This window comes from Moorena sp. SIOASIH, assembly GCF_010671925.1.
Lineage (GTDB): Bacteria > Cyanobacteriota > Cyanobacteriia > Cyanobacteriales > Coleofasciculaceae > Moorena.
On the sequence record NZ_JAAHIH010000001.1, the window covers coordinates 471,145 to 490,071 of the forward strand.

The 18,927-nt window shown below is 45.8% G+C and carries 19 protein-coding genes; 4 read left to right on the forward strand and 15 right to left on the reverse strand.

Features of this window, described 5'->3' with window-relative positions; all coding sequences use genetic code 11:
- Window positions 1-126 precede the first annotated feature (126 nt).
- The 6 genes from F6J90_RS02100 to F6J90_RS02125 all read right to left on the reverse strand — a co-directional run bounded on the left by F6J90_RS02100 (window position 127) and on the right by F6J90_RS02125 (window position 7,074).
- Window positions 127-1,080, reverse strand: coding sequence for a class I SAM-dependent methyltransferase (locus F6J90_RS02100; protein WP_293090875.1), 954 nt, complete (start codon window positions 1,078-1,080; stop codon window positions 127-129).
- 338 nt (window positions 1,081-1,418) lie between these two features.
- Complete coding sequence (locus F6J90_RS02105; protein WP_293090876.1) at window positions 1,419-2,561, reverse strand: nucleotidyltransferase family protein; 1,143 nt, start codon at window positions 2,559-2,561, stop codon at window positions 1,419-1,421.
- Entirely contained in the window at window positions 2,548-3,708 is a 1,161-nt protein-coding gene (gene neuC, locus F6J90_RS02110) for a UDP-N-acetylglucosamine 2-epimerase (protein WP_293090877.1), read from the reverse strand. Before neuC ends, F6J90_RS02105 begins: the two co-directional genes overlap by 14 nt.
- Complete coding sequence (gene neuB / locus F6J90_RS02115; RefSeq protein ID WP_293090878.1) at window positions 3,705-4,706, reverse strand: N-acetylneuraminate synthase; 1,002 nt, start codon at window positions 4,704-4,706, stop codon at window positions 3,705-3,707. The genes neuC and neuB overlap by 4 nt, the downstream gene beginning before the upstream one ends.
- Window positions 4,707-4,843: 137 nt before the next feature.
- A complete protein-coding gene (locus F6J90_RS02120; protein ID WP_293090879.1) occupies window positions 4,844-5,473 on the reverse strand; it encodes an acetyltransferase in 630 nt (209 codons plus the stop codon).
- A 440-nt stretch (window positions 5,474-5,913) separates the two neighbouring features.
- Window positions 5,914-7,074 (reverse strand): LegC family aminotransferase, encoded by a 1,161-nt coding sequence (locus tag F6J90_RS02125; RefSeq protein WP_293090880.1) that lies wholly within the window; start codon window positions 7,072-7,074, stop codon window positions 5,914-5,916.
- Between the two features lie 34 nt (window positions 7,075-7,108).
- Here F6J90_RS02125 and F6J90_RS02130 point away from each other — a divergent pair, with 34 nt between their 5' ends.
- The gene (locus F6J90_RS02130) at window positions 7,109-7,345 is read left to right on the forward strand and encodes a hypothetical protein (RefSeq protein WP_293090881.1); all 237 of its coding nucleotides are present in this window, start codon (window positions 7,109-7,111) and stop codon (window positions 7,343-7,345) included.
- Between the two features lie 147 nt (window positions 7,346-7,492).
- Here F6J90_RS02130 and F6J90_RS02135 read toward each other — a convergent pair whose 3' ends face one another.
- From F6J90_RS02135 to F6J90_RS02145, 3 genes are read right to left on the reverse strand one after another with little or no spacing between them, the layout of a single operon-like run.
- Entirely contained in the window at window positions 7,493-8,491 is a 999-nt protein-coding gene (locus F6J90_RS02135; RefSeq protein ID WP_293090882.1) for an NAD-dependent 4,6-dehydratase LegB, read from the reverse strand.
- Between the two features lie 9 nt (window positions 8,492-8,500).
- Window positions 8,501-9,265: an acylneuraminate cytidylyltransferase family protein gene (locus F6J90_RS02140; RefSeq protein ID WP_293090883.1), complete on the reverse strand. Its 765-nt coding sequence runs from the start codon at window positions 9,263-9,265 to the stop codon at window positions 8,501-8,503.
- 40 nt (window positions 9,266-9,305) lie between these two features.
- Entirely contained in the window at window positions 9,306-9,455 is a 150-nt protein-coding gene (locus F6J90_RS02145) for a hypothetical protein (protein WP_293090884.1), read from the reverse strand.
- 28 nt (window positions 9,456-9,483) lie between these two features.
- On the opposite strand from F6J90_RS02145, the gene F6J90_RS02150 reads away from it, so the two are divergent.
- Entirely contained in the window at window positions 9,484-9,609 is a 126-nt protein-coding gene (locus F6J90_RS02150) for a hypothetical protein (RefSeq protein WP_293090885.1), read from the forward strand.
- Between the two features lie 4 nt (window positions 9,610-9,613).
- Here the strand turns inward: F6J90_RS02150 and F6J90_RS02155 are convergent, their stop codons facing one another.
- On the reverse strand, window positions 9,614-10,057 hold the full coding sequence (locus tag F6J90_RS02155) for a hypothetical protein (protein ID WP_293090886.1): 444 nt from the start codon (window positions 10,055-10,057) through the stop codon (window positions 9,614-9,616).
- Here F6J90_RS02155 and F6J90_RS02160 point away from each other — a divergent pair.
- Both F6J90_RS02160 and F6J90_RS02165 read left to right on the forward strand, forming a co-directional pair.
- Window positions 10,049-10,177, forward strand: a complete 129-nt coding sequence (locus F6J90_RS02160; RefSeq protein WP_293090887.1) for a hypothetical protein — start codon at window positions 10,049-10,051, stop codon at window positions 10,175-10,177. The two genes, F6J90_RS02155 and F6J90_RS02160, sit on opposite strands and share 9 nt — an antisense overlap.
- Before the next feature lie 480 nt (window positions 10,178-10,657).
- Window positions 10,658-10,804, forward strand: coding sequence for a hypothetical protein (locus tag F6J90_RS02165; RefSeq protein WP_293090888.1), 147 nt, complete (start codon window positions 10,658-10,660; stop codon window positions 10,802-10,804).
- A gap of 681 nt (window positions 10,805-11,485) precedes the next feature.
- On the opposite strand, the gene F6J90_RS02170 is transcribed toward F6J90_RS02165, so the two are convergent.
- From F6J90_RS02170 to F6J90_RS02190, 5 genes are all read right to left on the reverse strand, one after another.
- Window positions 11,486-12,241 carry a peptidylprolyl isomerase gene (locus tag F6J90_RS02170; RefSeq protein ID WP_293090889.1) on the reverse strand — a complete coding sequence of 252 codons (756 nt, stop codon included), beginning with the start codon at window positions 12,239-12,241 and terminating at the stop codon, window positions 11,486-11,488.
- A gap of 471 nt (window positions 12,242-12,712) precedes the next feature.
- Entirely contained in the window at window positions 12,713-13,036 is a 324-nt protein-coding gene (locus tag F6J90_RS02175) for a hypothetical protein (protein WP_293090890.1), read from the reverse strand.
- Window positions 13,037-13,590: 554 nt separating this feature from the next.
- Window positions 13,591-15,195 (reverse strand): HlyD family efflux transporter periplasmic adaptor subunit, encoded by a 1,605-nt coding sequence (locus tag F6J90_RS02180; RefSeq protein ID WP_293090891.1) that lies wholly within the window; start codon window positions 15,193-15,195, stop codon window positions 13,591-13,593.
- Between the two features lie 238 nt (window positions 15,196-15,433).
- Entirely contained in the window at window positions 15,434-18,208 is a 2,775-nt protein-coding gene (locus tag F6J90_RS02185; RefSeq protein ID WP_293090892.1) for a peptidase domain-containing ABC transporter, read from the reverse strand.
- Complete coding sequence (locus tag F6J90_RS02190; protein ID WP_366513666.1) at window positions 18,201-18,845, reverse strand: helix-turn-helix domain-containing protein; 645 nt, start codon at window positions 18,843-18,845, stop codon at window positions 18,201-18,203. The genes F6J90_RS02185 and F6J90_RS02190 overlap by 8 nt, the downstream gene beginning before the upstream one ends.
- Window positions 18,846-18,927 lie beyond the last annotated feature (82 nt).

Consider the following 18,927-nt stretch of genomic DNA (forward strand, 5'->3'; position numbering starts at 1 on the left):
CCTGTTAGGTGCGCTTTCCGCATTAAGAATTAAATTCGCCACGGGTCGCACCTCTTAATGCAGCGCATCGCTATTCCCTCTTATCTCTTCCCTGTTCCCTGTTCCCTGTTCCCTGTTCCCTAAAATTTAGAAATTTTGTACCTCAAAAGTCGTAGAATTGTTATATGATTGATTCAAATTCATTAACTCTGGATAATGACTAGCCACAATAGCATTTTCAACCCTTAAGCAAGGAATACCCGCTAAGACTGGATAAACACATAACGCCTCTGGACTAAAAAATACTTCACCTATTTTTTCCAAAGGCGTTTTGAACTTAGGACATGCCAAGACACAAGTTGCTTCCTTGCCTACATCCTCTAATTGCTTTTTAATAACGGTTATAGCCGTAGGATTTAGTTTTATAGCTGTGTAAGGAAATAGTTGATGCTTGACAACAGTCCAACCAAATTTATCAGCAATCCCTACCAGATTTTTACAATATCCATGGCTATCCATTCTTTCTCTGGCTTGAGCACTGGCAAGTTCGTAACCAGGTTCCAGTAGAACTAAATAGTTTTTGGCTACTCGATATAACTCTCTAAGTATCGGTTCTTCAAATCCTCCATTGGGCTCAATGGAATGAGATGTATAAACTACATCAATGGAGTTATCACTGAAAGGAATATGGAAAAGGCTCCCTGTGCATAGGGTAACATTAGAAATACACTGTTGTTTAAGCCAAGCTTTGGCATGGGCAACTCTCGACCAACACAAATCAAATCCATAGCTCTTAATTCCTTGATTAGGAAAGGATTTGATGACTTCAAAAAGAGTTGTCGCTTCACCAACACCGGCTTCAAGTATAGATGTGGGATTGCACAGAGATAGAATTGTTCTGACAATCTCGGATGCATAGTCTTTTTTAAGCTGTGCCATTACTCCATGTTTCATCGCTGCGATATAGCTACCAGCCTGGAGATCATAAGACACTTCAATAATCTCTTCGGTATTGTGTTGAGTGTTCTGCTCCTGGCGGAGAATGGCACTGATGTTTTGGCCTTGTTGATATAAAAGTTTCAGTTTCCGTGGTGTTAACATAATTTATCTGATTCAATACAACAGTTAAATAAATCTATCGAAAAATAAATTTTAAACTCTTGTCATGTCTGAGCTAAACGTTAATTTACGGAGAGGTCTACTATTTTACTATAAGTGCGTGGATAGTTATCCATTAATTTTATTAATCGTGAAACATCGGGAATCTTGTCGATTCTAACCGTAATCATTCAGCTATCAGTTATCAGCCATCAGCCATCAGCTATCAGCCATCAGCCATCAGCCATCAGCCATCAGCTATCAGCTATCAGCTATCAGCTAATGCGCAAGCTGCGCGAACAGCTTTTGAATAAGAGAGTTAAGCATTCGTTTAATCTGAGTTAAGTCTGCTGACCGCTGACCGCTGACCGCTGACCGCTGACCGCTGAATGCTTACCACTTAAAGCCACCTGAGCTCGCTTGAAATCTTCCTCTCGACCAACATCAAGCCAAGCCTCATGGATCGGATAAACAATAGTCCGGTGGCAGTGATCCCGCAGGCGGCTAAACAAGATAGGCATGTCGCAGTGTTCACCAGGGTTCAGTTCATCTAGAGCAGAAGGATTTAGAACGTAGATACCAGCATTAACATGAGTCCGAACCACAGGTTTTTCGTCAAAGCCAACGATGTCAACTCCTTTAGTATTGACAACCCCAAAGGGATTTTGCCATTCATGCAAACGAACAGCCATGGTCGCAGTGGCCTTGTGTTGGACATGAAAATCAACCATCTCCCCATAGCGAATGTCAGTTAGCACATCGCCGTTGGTTACAATAAAAGGCACCTCAGGGCGGTCTTGTAATAAGCTAATCGCACCAGCAGTTCCTAAAGGAGAGTCTTCTCGCAGATAATCAATCTGAACCTGCCAACGACTACCGTCACTGAAATACTCCTCGATCATCTCTCCCAAATAATGGATAGAAATAACAAAATGTTGAAAGCCTTCAGAACTAGCTCGCTCAATAATGTGTTCCAGCATTGGTTTGCCCGCCACTGGCAACAAGGGTTTTGGACAGTTTTCGGTTAGAGGACGCAGGCGGGTTCCTTTCCCCCCTGCCATAATCACCATAGTATTCGGTCGCTGGGTGAGGTTAACTAATTCATCGAGCAAATATAACCCAACAACACCGCGAGATTCATCCACTACTGGCAACTGCTGAATCCCATTGGCTTGCATAATTTGCAACATCGTCTCTTGTCTGAGCCCTGGTGGTGCCACAATCGGATTACGGTTAACCACAGCATCTACCGAGCTTTGAAGATCAAGTCCTCGTAGGAGGCCTCGACGAATGTCACCGTCTGTAACAGTACCAACCAGAGCACCCTCAGCTGTGATCAGAAGTGCGATTTGCAAGGTGGACTGATCAAGATTGCGGATGGCTTGCTCAAGGGTGCTTCCCATCGGGAGTAGGGCTTGCTGCCACCGATTATCTGCAGAGTGGGTGTGGTAAGTCATAGCTTCAGTCAGATTACATTGAGACATCGAAAAAACTTTTTTTCAGAAGATTGTTTAACTGCACCCTACGCAGGTGATGCACAATCTTGTCACTCGCTCCGCCTTCCCCATAGGGATTGCGAACAGTTTTCAGTGTCTCTTGAAACTCAGGGGAGTAGAGACGATGGATCGCTGTGCTGATACCATGTCGGTCTGGAGTACAATCGATGACGCTATCTGCCTTAAGACGACCCCTTTGGCGATCGCCAATATTGATTGTCCCCTTACGAAAGCTTGGTACTTCTGCTAGTCCACTAGAAGAATTTCCCACTACCCCATCTACCTGCTGAATACAAGAAAGGTAGCGTAATTGGCCTAGAGAGGTGTAAGCCCGAGCATTCCGATGAGATGCTACAAAAGCCTCAATCATGCTAAATAGCACACGGCCATCGGTATCAGCATTGGGCATTGTAAAAATCAGATGGGTATCGTCTAGGCCATCCAGAACCGCGAGTAGTTCTGCCATCTGCTCGGCAGAGGACGAATGCTCCAGGGTAACCGGATGAAACGTAATCAATAAGTTCTTTTTGCCTAACGTAAATCCCAAAGCGTCTTCTAAAGCTTCACGGTCAAGCAATTTCAACCGCTTAATATTGTCGATGCCTAATCCTCCCACTAAAAAGACTCGATCCGGATGCTCCCCCAGTTGAATCACCCGTTTACGGTATTCTTCTGCTGCTACAAAATGTAGATGGGACATCTTGGTAATTGAATGGCGAATGGCTTCATCAAAAGCACCTTCAGTGGTCTCGCCCCCATGCAAATGGGCTACTGGAATACGAGCCATCAGTGCAGCTGCCACAGCTGCAAAAATTTCAAATCGATCCCCCAGCACCAAGATCACGTCCGGCTCCAGGTCTTGGAAAGTATCCCCAAAACCAATCAGGCCAAGCCCCATGGATTTAGCGAGGCCAGTCGCCGTATCGGAACTGAGCAGCATTTCTACCTTGCGGTCGATGGTAAACCCATCCTTTTCAATCTCGCGGTAGGTTAGCCCAAACTCCGGGGAAAGATGCATGCCCGTAGCAACAACTTGCAATTCCAGGTCTGGTGCTTGTCGGATACCTTCCATGACCCAACGTAGAAGTCCATAATCGGCCCGAGTACCGGTCACAACACAAATTTTTCGGTTCATAGCTCAATCAGCTCATCCGACTCAAAATCACGGATCGCCTTTCGTCCCAAGACCTCATCCCAGCGCATCGGGGAAATACCAATACCTGGTCGCTTCACCGCCAAATTAGATGCTGTCAAGACTTCCCCAGCCTTAATCGCACCAGCCGCTACGATGGATTTGCGGGCAATGGGTTTATTCTTTGCTTCACTTGGGCTCGGACCCTTGCGGCCATCCCCCAGAGCCTGCTCAATATTACGAATGGCTGTAACCATTGCCTTCAACTCCTCAGGTTCCAGACTGCCCCGATGGTCTGGTCCTGGCAGGGAGCGATCAAGGGTAAAATGTTTTTCAATCACTGTAGCCCCCAAAGCCACCGCAGCAATGGGGACTTCAATGCCCAAGGTATGGTCTGAATATCCTACAGCTACTCCCAGAGCCTCCCGAATAGTCACCATGGCTCGCAGGTTGACATCTTTGATCGGGGTAGGGTACTCGGTATTGCAGTGAAGCACCGTGATCTGATCACGCCCTGTACCAGCCTGCTCGAGAATATCTAGAGCAGCTTCGATTTCCCCCAAGTTGGCCATGCCCGTAGACATAATGATGGGCTTGCCGTAATGCCCAATATGCTGTAAGTAAGGCAAATTGGTAATTTCCCCTGAAGGAATCTTGAAACGGTCTAGCCCCAGTTCTACTAACAGATCAATACTCTCGAGATCAAAGCCGGTTGAGAAAAAGCTAATACCACGCACCTGGCAGTGGGCAATTAACTCTTGATGCATTTCCCGAGTTAACTCCAACCTGCGAATCATGCTATGCTGAGATTCATTGCTATCTGTGGTGTGATTCTGATACTCAGCTTTCTTGGCCTGGGTGGTCACCAGGCAATCAGCCTTAAAGGTTTGAAACTTGACTAAGTCAACCCCAGCATCTGCCGCGACGCCGATTAATTTCCTGGCAGTGGCCATATCCCCGTTATGATTGACACCAGCTTCAGCAATAATTAAAGTCCTCATAAAGCTTACTTATTAGACCTCTTGCAAAAATAAATATCAAATCAAAATCTATCCCTTTTGCCTTTTGCCTGCCCCCCTTACTAAGGGGGGTTAGGGGGGATTCCTTTTGCCTTGTCAACACCCACGGTTTATGACACTTATGCAAGAGGTCTATTCATTACTTGGCTGCCATCTTCAACATCCCTTAACACCTGCTGCCCCATGCCAATTAGACAATTTTGACCTACTCGAATTTGTTCTCGTAGACTACTGTTGCTGCCAATAAAGGTACCTGCTCCAACTTGTGTGCCACCGTTAATAATAACTGTTGTGGACACATGACAATGATCTCCGATAACCACGTCATGTTCGACTACGGCGCGGGTGTTGAGGATGCAGTTACGCCCAACCGAGGCTCCAGCATTGACTAATGCCCCATGCATCACAATCGTGCCTTCACCCACCCTGCTGTGACGGGAAACATAGGCCTGTGGAGACACAATTGTCGGCAAGCAGAATCCCATTTGCAGCAATAACTCAAATAGTCGAATACGATGCTTCGGTGTCTTAATTTGGCCTAGGGTAACTAGAGCATTGGGGCTTTTGTGACGAAGCTCAGGCAAATCCGCATCGGTTCCCAATACTGGATACCCTAAAACAGAGGTCCCGACCTCATGGGACCTTCCCACCAGACCTACAATAGTAAACTGTCCCTGTTGCTCGATCACATCGATGCAAGCTCTAGCATGGCCACCAGCACCGACTAAGATAATTGGCTCTATAGTCACGATAGCTCCTGATCAATAGGTGTGACTTTCCCTGACCGAAAAAGTGGGTCTCAAGCCCCGTCCTTCGGCAGACGGCTTTTGTTCACTGTGGTATAATAAAAAGGTAGCCTAGCACAGACAGGATTCGTCGGTACTGTCAACAAACTAACGACGTAAAGCGATGCTAGTACATGAGGCGCGAAAAACCTCATTAAAAACGTATGGATCAAGCGCGGATACCGACAACCAGTAAAGCAAATCTTAAAAGATGAAAGTACCGTGGGGCACACGGAAACTGAGGAAACTCAACGCTTAGGGAGATAAGCCCACTGGGGTTAGTTAAATTAAGCTCAATATTTGGTTTTTAACGGATATTTGGCTTAAATATTGCCTTTGGCGGATAACTAATTTTAAGGCATGTCGAAGAACTAAGAATCCCCGTCCTTCCAGGGCGGGGAGTGTCAAATTAATCCTGCACTACTCGGTAGATTAATCAGTCTTCTCTCCAACCCTTCCGCCACAGGAAGGTTCATTCTTGGACAATCCTGATAGGGCCTCAGCCGATGCATCAACCTCCAAACCGGGCGGGTCATCAGTCCGGCTGTGTTGGTTGCGGCCAGAATCTCATCCCGCTGACTAGCAACAGACTCCTCTAACATCAGCGTCTGTAACCAATAATTACTTCGACAACCCTCCGGCTCCTTCATAATCTCTACACCAGGCACATCCTTAAAGGCAGTCTGATACTGCTCAAACAAACACCGTTTCGCCATCAAAAAGCCAGGAAGCTGCTCAAGCTGAGCACACCCAAGGGCCGCATTAAGATTGGGCATCCGGTAATTATAACCAATCTGATCATGCACATATTCCCAGCGGTGGGGCACCTTTGCAGTTGTGGTCAGGTGCTTGGCCTGCCTGGCCAACTCTGAATCATTGGTCAGAATCGCACCACCGCCACCTGTGGTAATGGTTTTATTACCATTAAAGCTGAGGGTACCCATATGCCCAAAGGTGCCCGTATGTTGGCCATGATACCAACTCCCCAAAGACTCAGCTGCATCTTCAATCAGGGTGAGGTGAAAGTCCTGAGCCACCGCCAGCAGCCCATCCAGATCTACTGGATGGCCGAAGGTATGCATGGGAACCAACACCCGAATCACCCTGTTAGTTAGACGATTGATACACTGACCATCCGAGATTTCAGCAATGGTTTTGAGATAGTCCCGCAAGGCCAGGGGATCCACCCCCAGGGTATGGGCTTCGCTATCCAGTAGGTGGGGAATCGCCCCACAGTAGGCCACTGCATTAGCGGTGGCGATAAAGGTTAGGGCTGGAATCAAGACCTCATCCTTAGGCTGCACCCCTGCCAGGCGTAAGGCCACATGGAGTGCTGCGGTGCCGTTGACTACTGCCACAGCATGGTTAGCACCGGTATAAGTGGCTAGCTCCCTTTCAAAGCGGTCTACAAATTGACCCACAGAAGAGACAAAAGTGGAGTCCAGGCATTCTTTCAGGTAGTCCCACTCACATCCGGTAAACCTCGGCTCATGTAATGGGACGGGGTCATGGCCTACTACCCCTTGGATGCCTTTGATAATGGAGTTGACAATGGAAGCACTCATAAGCGCGTTTGTATCTGGGTTGTAAACACACGAATTGCCAAAAAAGGCAAAAGGCAAAAGGCAAAAGGCAAAAGGCAAAAGGGGAAAGGCAAAAGGCAAAAGGCAAAAGGCAACAGGCAAAAGGCAACAGGCAAAAGGGGAAAGGCAACAGGCAAAAGGCAAAAGGCAAAAGGCAAGAGGGGAAAGAGATCTGGAGTTTTATTTGACAAAAAAAAGACCTCCTAGGTTTATAGCACTACGCATTAAGGTGTTTGACATTTATAAAAGCTGAAAAAGGTGCGACCCGTGGCGAATTTAATTCTTAATGCGGAAAGCGCACCTGCGCTAATGCACGTCAACTTTTGCCTCTTGCCTCTTGCCTCTTGCCTTTTGCCTTTTGCCTTGCGCGTAGCACTATACCTCATAGCTATGAGAAACGCTATAGATTGTAAGTATTTGCCTTATACGCAGCTAGATTAGACGATTCACGAAACCACGCTGCTGTCTCAGCTAGCCCTTGACGAAATCCTTCAAGTCCTCCATACTTAGGTGCCCATCCCAACAAATTTTGAGCTTTCTGATTGGAAGCCCAGAGCCGTTCTACCTCACTTTTCCCTGGACGCAGACGCTGTTCGTCGGTAATCACTTCGATCTCAACTCCCATCACATCCGCAATGGTTCGGGCCGTATCGCCAATCGACACTTCAAAGTTACTGCCAATGTTAATCACCTCGCCCACAGCCAGATCCGACTGCAGTATTGCTATAAACCCTGCTACTGTGTCAGCCACGTAATTAAAGTCACGGGTAGGATGCACTGCCCCCAGCTTGATCTGGCGTTTACCATTAGCAATCTGGGTAATAATAGTTGGGATAACAGCCCGAGCAGACTGCCTGGGACCATAGGTATTAAAGGGTCGGATCACACTCACCGGCGTATCAAAGGAGCGGTAGAACGACAGGGCAATCTGGTCGGCTCCAATCTTACTGGCGGAATAGGGTGACTGGCCTTGCAGGGGATGGTCCTCTGTAATCGGCACAAACTGAGCTGTACCATATACCTCACTGGTAGACGTATGGACTACCTTACTGACTCCAAGATCCCGGGCGGCCTGAACCACATTCAGGGTCCCTTTAACGTTGGTATCGACATAGGTATCGGGAGAGTGGTAGGAATAGGGGATGGCAATCAGTGCTGCTAGATGCAGGACCCCATCACAGTCTTTCATGGCTGTCCTGACCCCATTGGGGTCGCGAATATCACCCGCAAACACTTCAAACTGACCACGGACATCTTTGGCACAGCGATCGAGCCAGCCCCAGGAGTTGAAGGAGTTATATAGGACAAAAGCACGTACATCATAATCTTGACGCACCAGTGCTTCGGTCAGATGGGAGCCAATAAAACCATCAGCTCCTGTCACTAATAGCTTTTTCACAGTTTTTCCTTACCCACCAACACCAACACTGCCCACACTGTCCACACTGCCCACACTGCCCAATCTTTGCCTGTTCCCCGCCCGCAGCGCTATATTATTCAAAATCAACTCTGCCAAATATAAATCCCAAGATGTATCAATATCTAGGGAACGTTCAGTAGGCATAACATAGGCATAGGTTTGCTCTGTATAGAATGTTGCTTTTTCGATTAACACCTGACACTGGGCAAAGTAAAGAGCACCATTCAAAGCGTAGGCTGGGGGCAAATCCTGCCGCCTGGTATAGGTTTCATTAGAGGTGAATAGGTTAACCAGCTTACCCACTGGATCAATTCCTTTAGTCCAAAACGGATGATGATGCACGGGGCAAACACTAACAGCTGTTTCAGCCTTTTGTTCTAAAGCTAACCGAACAATCCCATCTATATCTTCAGCAGTACGCAGTGGAGAAGTTGGCTGCAAAACCAGAACGTAATCAGGTTGATCAGCTTCATGAGCACCGAACCATTGAAGTGCATGTAAAATTGGATCCATACCAGGAGTATCATCCTGTGCCAGCTCTGAAGGCCGAAGAAAAGGAACCTCTGCCCCATAGGTTCGAGCAACATTAGCAATGTCAACTGAGTCGGTTGAGACGATCACGCGGTCAATTGAATTAGCTAAGGTAGCAGCCTCAATCGTATAGGCAATCAGTGGCTTCCCCGCAACAGACACAATATTCTTAAGTGGGATTGATTTTGATCCACCCCTTGCAGGAATAATTCCTAAAATCATATAGCAATTTTTACTTGGGTGAGTTAGAAATTTTTTGGTTTTAGGGAGTCGGGAGCAGGGAACAGGGAACAGGGAACAGGGAACAGGAGCAAAAAGAGAGAGGTGTGGCCAGTGTGGCCAGTGTGGCCAGATGGGCAGATGGGCAGATGGGCAGATGGAGAGTCAGATCAGCAACGGTTGTGGTTTCCACAAGGCTTTAAAGATTTAGAGCCAAGCCATTGCACACAGCCCCTCCCCCACTTGCCTCTCCTCCCCTACTCCCTACTCCCTACTCCCTACTCCCTACTCCCTACTCCCTACTCCCTACTCCCTACTCCCTACTCCCTACTCCCTACTCCCTATAAAAAACTAAATTGCTCCAAAATCTTTAACCCCGTGAAAACCAATCCTTCTAGACTGGCGACGGGTAAATTCTCCCACTGAGGGATTTCCTTGAGGATCTACAACTCCTGTTACCTGTTGCCATAAAACATCAGGAGCCAAAGATAGCTTATAGGTGCGATCGCTTGTCTTGACAACGTGATACCACTGGGTTTCCTGGCACTCACTACACCAAAAAGCCTCTAGCCACTCTCCTTCGATGGCTACTGTAGTTTTACTCGCTATCAGCATCAAGGCATATTTTTGTTTAACACCACGCTCCATCAGTTGTCCTGGTCGATCAGCAAACAATCGATATTTTTGACTAGCACTATCCAGGTGGCAACGATGAATGGGACAGAAAATAGCTCTTCGTTTAGAACGTTTCCGATTACGTTCACATCTTCTTTTTTGAGGTGTTGTTTGTGTCATTATAAGGGAAAAGGGAAAAGGGAACAGGGAGTAGGGAGTAGGGAATCGGGAATCGGGAATCGGGAATCGGGAATCGGGAATCGGGAATCGGGAATCGGGAATCGGGAATTTAGAATTTAGAATGTAGGGTGCGTTAGGGGCGGGCTTGCCCTCATTTTCAACTTCGAGCGCCAGTATTGGAATAGCCCGCCCCGTAACGCACCACCAAGTAGAATTTAGAATTTAGAATTTAGAATTTAGAATTTAGAATTTAGAATTTAGAATTTAGAATTTAGAATTTAGAATTTAGAATTTAGAATCGGGAGTAGGGAATCGGGAGTAGGGAATCGGGAAAAAATCCTGTGTAGCTCATTACTATGAGAACCCCTATAAGCGCGTTGATCATACTTATAGCGTTTATAGGATTTATGAGGTACGCTTTTCAACCTCAAAGTCCCCGTTTATAAGGGTGACCAACGGGGGATCCCTTTGTACCTCATGGGATAGAGAATTGCTATATGAGGTACAGTCAATTTTCTTACCCCGTCTTGATGCAAAGCGCAAGTGGGGAGGGGCTGAGTGGGTCACCTGTGTGCGTACCTGTCTTGATGCAAAGCGCGAGTGGGGGAAACCCCCAAGACTATGCTGCATTGCTGTAAGCCCCATGGCAAACCTCTTTGGCGGCGCTCAATCACTACTCCCGACTCCCGATTCCCGACTCCCGACTCCCGACTCCCTAAAAAAATAGACACAACATCTCCCCGTTAATCACTTTCCTCTCGTTCAAATTAAAACTTGAGAAAAGTGGTATGGGGAGAGACTGAGATCAACAGGACCATCGAAGCCCACTCCTCAAATTAAATAACTAGATAGTATTTAATTTGCTGTTAGTAACTGTATTACTAAATTATTTAATGTTGTAAGCTATCAGCTATCAGCTAATGCGCTACGCGCACGCTACGCGAACAGCTTCTGAATAAAAGAGGTAACCTCTGAGTTAGGGGCGTTGCTTAATAATGGCATGATTTTAAGAGTTTTGTAGAATGGGCATCTTGGTAGAATGGGCATCTTGCCCGTTATCAATCTTTTGGGTCGGGTAGGATGCCCACTAATCTCTATTCATTCCTTAATTCAGCAACGCCGATAGTTGAATGCTTACTCATGATTTATTTGGTTTTGCTATAGCATCTCCAGTTGATTTGTGAAAAAAGCACCCCATTTAAATCAGACTTTAAGTTAGTCTTGCCTTCACGAATCCTTTAGAAACGCTCTAGTTAAGCAAATCACCTCTAACCGTCAACATTCAACCTTCAATATTTAACCTTCAACCTTCAACATTATTCAACCTCCAACCTTCAACCTTCAACCAAATAACCTTCAACATTATTCAACCTTCAACCTTCAACCAAATAACCTACCCTACTCGAACGCCAAGGGCGAACAACCTTATTAAACCTCCACCTTTTCCTTATCAAACGTCACCGTCACCTGACCCATCATCATCCTCGACTGCAACCACTGCTCAAACAGCTCCGACATAATTTGAGTCCGCAACCCTTGATCCAACTCAGGTTGAATAATTTCTTCCACATAAACTAAATACATCGCACTACCAACCAAAATCGGTTTCAGTAACTGCGGGGGAGTCGCCGCAAACACAGCAGCGGACAACTGCGGTGGCAGATCATCGCGCCGCAGGATTCCGGTATAGCCCGCAGTGCGCCGTAAGTCCTTATTCTCAATGTGTTGACGAGCCACATCAAAAAAACTCGTTTCCCCTTCCTGGATAGCGTAGTAGAGTTCCATGGCCAAATCGTCATCTTCTATGGGAACTTGATACATCGCCGCCCCTACATAATCCAACTGGTTTTCATAGAAATAGGGTTCTACCTTATCCGCAAACAGATGCTCTGCCAACTTCCCCGACAGCAAGTTGTAGCGAATCATTTCCTGATAATCCTCCAAGGACAAGCCATGGTAGCGCAGCCACTCCCAGGTCTGATCGGAACTCTGGAGGTTATTCAGAACCCGGTAGTTATCCGCCGCCTTCTGCAATTCCTCTTCCGTTGCCTCAATTCCGAAATCTGCCACCACCGACCTGATAGTTTTGTGTTTGACAATCTTTTCGAGGAGTTCGGGCATTTGACGGGATAGCTTCAGTTCCTGAATCAGATCGGTTTCGGTAATCGTAATAGGTTTAGACATAATTTACTCCGTAATTAGTAATTAGTGATTATAACGGTTTGCAATTAGGTGAGGTACGTTTTTTTAGGGAGTAGGGAGCAGGGAGCAGGGAGCAGGTAATTCATAATAGGTAATAGGTAATAGGTAATAGGTGATAGGTAATAGGTGATAGGTGATAGAAAAAATATGTGTACCTCATAATAAAATCACTAAATGATTATTGATTAGTATTATATAGGATTTTTATTGGAAATGTAAACATATTATTGTTTACAAATGTAACATTAATCAGGAAACAGCAAAGTTACAAAAAACTATTGTATATATTTATTGAATTGGTAACAACTATTACAACCATTACTATAGGCTTAGTTTTTTTTAGATTAGTAAAATTAAATATCTCTAGGTTTATAGCATATTATAAAACCGGGTAATTTTTGATAAAGATTCAGTAAAATATATTCATTACTGAAAGAATTTACGGAGTTAAGCTCAACCCCAGTTTGCTAGCTGCTGGTAAGGGTTGATGACTTTACCCTTAGACCAAAAAAATGGTGGGTTTTGATAAAGATTGGATAAATCATAGGGAACAGGGAATAGGGAACAGGGAACAGGGAGCAGGGAGCAGGGAGCAGGGAGCAGGGAGCAGGGAGCAGGGAGCAGGGAGCAGGTAAGAGGTAAGAGGCAAGAGGCAAGAGGCAAAAGGCAAGAGGCAAAAGGCAAGAGGCAAGAGGCAAGAGGCAAGAGGCAAGAGGCAAGAGGCAAAAGGCAAGAGGCAAGAGGCAAGAGGCAAGAGTTAATCAAGTAGCGATGCATCGCTTCTCTATACCCCAGACGCGGTCACCCACTAAGGCTAATAATGCGTAAGCATTCAGACGTTAGCTATTGGCCATTCGCCTAGGGTGGCCATTCGCCTAGCGTGGCCTTTGGCCTTGGCCAAAGGCTGATAGCTGAATGCTTACAATAATGCTGCTTGTCACCCCATAAGCTATATATATACCAGTCGCCAGGGCAGTTAGGACATGACAAAAGTCTCAAACCTAAGTAAGCGCAAGAGTTTGACTTCTGACTTCTGACTTCTGACTTCTGACTTCTGCTATAGCACTAGGCATTACGGTTAGGACATTGATCAAAGCTGAAAAGCTAATGCACGTCAACTTTTGCCTCTTGCCTCTTGCCTCTTGCCTTGCGCGTAGCGCTATAGCGTTTCTATTTGAGATGTAAATCTGTATGGTCTTTTTTTCTGGGAAAATAAAACTCCGGATCTCTTTTGCTTTTGCCTCTTGCCTGCCCCCCTTATTAAGGGGGGTTAGGGGGGATTCCTCTTGCCTTTTTCGGCAATTCGTGTGTTTACAACCCAGATACAAATGCTAAAGTCCTATCCCCCCCTTCTGCAATTGCTTAAACGGATCGAGAATCAAATCAATAATCCGACGCCGTCTAACAATCACCTCAGCAGATGCAGTATCCCCTGGACGCAAAGGAATACACTCATTCCCTGAGTCAATGCAGTCTTTTTTCAGGGCAATTTTTAAGTTATATACCGCTATCCTGCCCTGAGCGGTATCCACCTCTTCAGTAGTGGGAGAAATGCTGGTAATTTCCCCTGCTAGCACCCCATAATCTTGATAGGGATAAGCATCAAACTTCAACTTTACGGGTAGCCCAGTTTTCAAGGAACCACTTTCCTGTGTTGTCATCTGGGCCTTGAGACTTAAGGAAGAATTCTCTGGGGCAATTTCCGCCACCATCATTCCTGGCTGCACCACTGAACCGGCACCAGGAATCGGGAAATCAAATATCGTCCCATTTACCGGAGATTTGATCACCCGTTGAGACAACTGAAATCTTAACCCCTCTATCTGACTATTATTCTGAGCAATATCAGCCTCAAGTCTAGAAATTTCTGCCTCCATATTTTTAAAATTCTCCTCAGAGCGAAGTATAGCCAATTTCCCGGCTTCGACTAAACTCTGATAACTTTTCTGTTGCTCCCGTAGACGCAACTGCGCTTGTTCAATCTCTGCTTCGGTTTGGCGCAAGGTGCGCTCATAACTACTCTCTTGCTCCGTTAACCGTAACTTCGATTGCTCGAGCTCTGATCGGGTTTGTTCATACAACCGTTGCCGATCTTGAGCCATATCTTCCCGGTCTACCAACTGAATTTCCGAAACAATCCCCTCATTAAATGCATCTCTAAACCGTGCCACCTCCCGCTTCGCATTTTCCATGCGATTTTCCATGAGATTATAAGCCAGTTGACTATGATCTAGCAATTGCTTGGCCTGATTTAACTGGGCCAATTGTTCTGTTTTTTGTAAATTATAAGATTTCTTAAGGGCTGCTAAAGTTTGTCGCACTTGTTCAACCTGGGCCAACTTCTCCAACTGCTGGGCTTGATTTTGTTGCTCCTGAGTTTGAAGGGCGATCGCTAACTGATTTTTCATCAATTTTAACTGATTAAGCTGATTTTGTTGACCTTCCAATCGCTTTTGGGACTGCTGGATCTCAGTCTGGACTAATTCCGATTCTAGTTCAACTAAATTCTGCCCAGCTTTTACGGATTCTCCTTCCTTTACATAAAGTTTAGCTACAGTTCCCATCACAGATGAATCTAACCGAATCGTCTTATCTTTGGGTTCTAGTCGTCCCCTAGCACTCCCAGTTTCATCGATTTTAAAAAACATTGCCCAAGGAACAAGGACACTAATAAATATTACCAATAAATACAACAACCCTCTAGTCCAAGCTTGGGGGAGACTATCGAGAAGTTCTTTGGTAGCAAAAGACCAATCCTCCCTGGAGTCATCTTTCTTCAAAACCTCTAGCTTAGGAGACGTTAAATTTTGCTCAATCTGTTTATAATCCTGGAGGTGTGGAGACATTAAATCCTGTTCAATTTGTTTGGCATCCTGGAGTTTAGTCGCAGTTCGTCCATTCGATGAATTAGTCATTTGTTCTTTATTATTTGTCATTTTTTATATAGCAAAGGGAGTAGGGAGTAGGGAGTAGGGAGTAGGGAGTAGGGAGCAGGGGATAAGCATTAAGCTATCAGCGATCAGCTATCAGGATATGCCCATAGCGCATATGCTTAGATGGGCATATCTCCAGAGTTTCAATTCTCTAAAATCCCGAACTATTAAATTCTCCCTAAAGAGGTTTATTTTAAGCATGATAGCTGACGGCTGACGGCTGACAGCTTACGTGTGGTAATTACTGGGTTACAGTGACCTGTTGTTGGTTTAGGTAATAGAAATGTCCGCGCTTTTCCATCAATTCCCGATAAGTTCCACTCTCAATTAATATTCCTCTATCCATCACTAAAATTAAATCGGCATTCCGAATTGTTGATAACCGATGAGCAATTACTAATGTCGTCCGTCCCTTTAAAATTGTATTTAAGTTTCGTTGAATAATTCGTTCTGATTCTGGATCTAAATGAGAGGTAGCTTCATCTAAAACCAACAATTTGGGATTGCCCATCAGTGCTCGTGCGATCGCAATCCGTTGTCGTTGTCCCCCGGACAACATTCCTCCCCCTTCCCCGATCTGAGTGTCATAGCCCATAGGCAAGTCTTGAATAAACTCATGGGCTCCTGCTAATTGAGCCGCTTTCATCACGTGCTCTAAATCAGCGGAAGGATGACAGAGGCTAATATTTTCCTGAATGGTTCCCCCAAACAGGAAGGTATCTTGGTCTACCACTCCCATTTGCGATCGCAAGGACTGTGTCGTTATCGAGGTAATATCCAATCCATCAATCAACACCTTACCATCGGTAGGGGGATAAAACCCCAACACCAACTTAGAAATCGTCGTTTTCCCGGAACCACTGCGTCCCACTAGGGCTACCATTTGTCCAGGCTTGACCTCAAAACTGAGATTTTCCAGCACATTGGTATCACTGTCATCGTGATAGCGAAAGGTGAGATTCTCAAACCGAATATGACCCTGGAGTTGACTTAAGGTTACCTTATCTTGCTGCTGTAAATCCTCCTCCGGTTCGGCATCGAGGACATCATTAATCCGTTCCACAGAAATTAACACCTCCTGCAGCTTATTCCATACCACCGTCAGGCGTTGGAACGGAGACGTAAATTTCCCTAGCACCATATTAAAGGCTACCAACTGTCCAATGGTTAACTGGTCGTTAATCACCAGGGACGCTCCAAACCAGAGCAAACCCGTACTCGTCACCGCTTCGAGGGTACCACTAACCATTTGCAGCTGAGTATTAAACACATGTCCAGAAAACCCAATCTTGATCGCTTTATTCAGCAACTCCTCCCAATGCCACCGCACTGTCTGTTCTACCGCCGAGGCTTTCACCGTCCTTACTCCAGACAGAGCTTCAATCAAATAACTATTCTGCTTAGTACTGGCATAGAAAATTTCCCGAGAAATCCGTCGTAAAAACGGTGCGGTCACCAATGCCAAGATCGAAAACGGTGGTACGATCACTAGCGCTAGCAGTGCCATCTGCCAGTTGTAGGAAAACATCATGCCCCCATAGATAAAGACAGTGATCAAATCCAGCAGAATCGACAAGGTCTCACCGGTCATGAACTGCTCAATCTTGCGGTTTTCCTGCACCCGTGATACGATGTCTCCTACATAACGGGACTCAAAGTAACTCAAGGGCAATCGGAAGGTATGGCGAATAAACCCCACTATCAGCGCCAAATCAATCCTTTTCGCCGTGTGAACCAGTAGATACTGCCGCAACCCTGTCATCGCCACCCGGAAGAAGCTAAACAACAGTAATCCCAGCACTACTGTTGTTAAGGTTACCTGTGAGCGCTGCACCACCACCCGGTCTAGAATCAACTGGGTGAAGATAGGCGTAACCAATCCAAACAGCTGGAGAAATATTGATGCTATCAAGATTTCCACCAGCATCAGCCAATGAGGCTTAATTAACTCAAAGAACTGCCAGACAGATGTAGAGGACTCCTTAGTATCCTTAAACTTTAGGGTTGGTTCCAGTAGCAGGGCATAACCGGTCCAATCCTGATTAAACTCCCGATGGGTGAGGTTGCGTTGCTCAAGAGCTGGGTCACATACCACCACATGGGTTTTAGTAATCTCATAGACAACAATAAAATGTTTCCCCTCCCAGTGAACAATTGCTGGTAACTTCTGCTTCGCCAACTCATCGAAACTAGCTTGCACCGGACGAGTGGAAAAGCCAACACTTTCCGCAGCAAAGCACAGTCCTCGGAGGGATGAGCCATCCCGGTTGACATTGGCCAAATTCCGCAAGCGATTTAAACTAAACTGCTTCCCCCAGTAGCGAGACACCATCACCAAACAGGCTGCACCACAATCGCTAGCACTCTGTTGAGCATAAAATGGATAGCGCCTACTCACCCGTTGAAACCAATGTCCCACACGCTGAGCGGGATGGGGGAAGAAAGCTTTCTTGATTTTTTTCTGGGACTTGGTTTTTTGAGGGGATCCAGAGGTGAGATAAGTGGCGGGAGTGGGGGAGTGAGCTGGGGCAGGATTTTGCGTTCGCATTTGGCACTTGGAGTCTCGCAATCGTGCCTTATTCCACAAATGGTCTCGGATTTGGGGATACCGATCCATTAGAGCCAACACCACATCCGCTGGTAGAAAGCACAGCTTCAAATTCACTGAAGCTCTAGCCAAATAGGGTTCCAAGTCAACTTCTGGGAACAAGGTTAATTCCCCAAAAGACTCCTCGGTTTCCAAAGTAGTGATTAATTCACCTGCCCCATCAAGTAGTCTCACCTTACCAGCGATAATGATATAGATCCCAGCATTAGTATTGGGATTAGTATTGGAATTAGTATTGGGATTACTATTGGGATTATTACTTCCTGCGTGCCAAAACTTGCCCACCTTAGGCTCTTTGAATTGACATCGTTTGAGGACGCGCTGGAATTCTGATGGAGACAGAGAATATCCCAGAGTCTTACTCAATTGTTGAGGAGAAATTATTGGAGCAGATGAACTTTTAACCATTGGTACTAAAGCTTATCCTATTTGTGTAAGACAGCATAATCGGTGAAGAATCAGGGAGAACAGCTGATTGCAAGTCATGAATCATAATGCTAACCCCACTCATCCCATTCTCAGTCGTCTTTGACTGAGCCTTACTGGATTTTCTAGGTCGAGTGGACAATCCCATCTCTTTGAGCAACCGATTCACATGGCGAGGGCTAATTTCAACCCCCAATTCCTTAGCCAAATGCTGACTTAACCAATGAGCTGTCCAGCGCCGAAATGAATAGCCACAGTCCCTAGGACTCTGTTTTACCAGTTCCTGCAACCGTTCAAGATATTGCTCATTAACCGCCTTAGGGCGACCAATGGGATTATCCTGCCAATTGAGTGCTTGACCCGTGCGAGCCATCAGCATCCAATGCCTAGCTGTCGCTGGGCAACAGCCCAAGGCTTGCCCAATTTCAGCTTGAGATTTCCCCTGATCCGCTAGCAGCATAATTTGAATACGCTGACGGTATTTTTGTGATAGATCCAATTCCAAACTTTTTTGCAGGAGCTTTTTTTGAAATGGGGTTAAATATCTCCCTGTGGTAGTACCTGCGCCCTTTTGATCAGCTCGTAATTTATCTCGTAATTGATGTCCTAACATAGCCATGACTAATGGATCTGTTGATTATCGCTTCATCCTCAAGTTGACTCGGTCATAGTTTGCAACTTAAACCTTATATTTTTGATTA

What these genes read in the sequence shown, in the direction of transcription:
- F6J90_RS02185 (WP_293090892.1), bottom strand. Translation starts at nt 18,208, where the DNA reads ATGGTTAAAAGTTCATCTGCTCCAATAATTTCTCCTCAACAATTGAGT.
- F6J90_RS02125 (WP_293090880.1), bottom strand. Translation starts at nt 7,074, where the DNA reads ATGAGTGCTTCCATTGTCAACTCCATTATCAAAGGCATCCAAGGGGTA.
- F6J90_RS02180 (WP_293090891.1), bottom strand. Translation starts at nt 15,195, where the DNA reads ATGACAAATAATAAAGAACAAATGACTAATTCATCGAATGGACGAACT.
- F6J90_RS02190 (WP_366513666.1), bottom strand. Translation starts at nt 18,845, where the DNA reads ATGGCTATGTTAGGACATCAATTACGAGATAAATTACGAGCTGATCAA.
- neuC (WP_293090877.1), bottom strand. Translation starts at nt 3,708, where the DNA reads ATGAACCGAAAAATTTGTGTTGTGACCGGTACTCGGGCCGATTATGGA.
- F6J90_RS02105 (WP_293090876.1), bottom strand. Translation starts at nt 2,561, where the DNA reads ATGTCTCAATGTAATCTGACTGAAGCTATGACTTACCACACCCACTCT.
- F6J90_RS02170 (WP_293090889.1), bottom strand. Translation starts at nt 12,241, where the DNA reads ATGTCTAAACCTATTACGATTACCGAAACCGATCTGATTCAGGAACTG.
- F6J90_RS02140 (WP_293090883.1), bottom strand. Translation starts at nt 9,265, where the DNA reads ATGATTTTAGGAATTATTCCTGCAAGGGGTGGATCAAAATCAATCCCA.
- F6J90_RS02100 (WP_293090875.1), bottom strand. Translation starts at nt 1,080, where the DNA reads ATGTTAACACCACGGAAACTGAAACTTTTATATCAACAAGGCCAAAAC.
- F6J90_RS02175 (WP_293090890.1), bottom strand. Translation starts at nt 13,036, where the DNA reads ATGCATCGCTACTTGATTAACTCTTGCCTCTTGCCTCTTGCCTCTTGC.
- F6J90_RS02155 (WP_293090886.1), bottom strand. Translation starts at nt 10,057, where the DNA reads ATGACACAAACAACACCTCAAAAAAGAAGATGTGAACGTAATCGGAAA.
- neuB (WP_293090878.1), bottom strand. Translation starts at nt 4,706, where the DNA reads ATGAGGACTTTAATTATTGCTGAAGCTGGTGTCAATCATAACGGGGAT.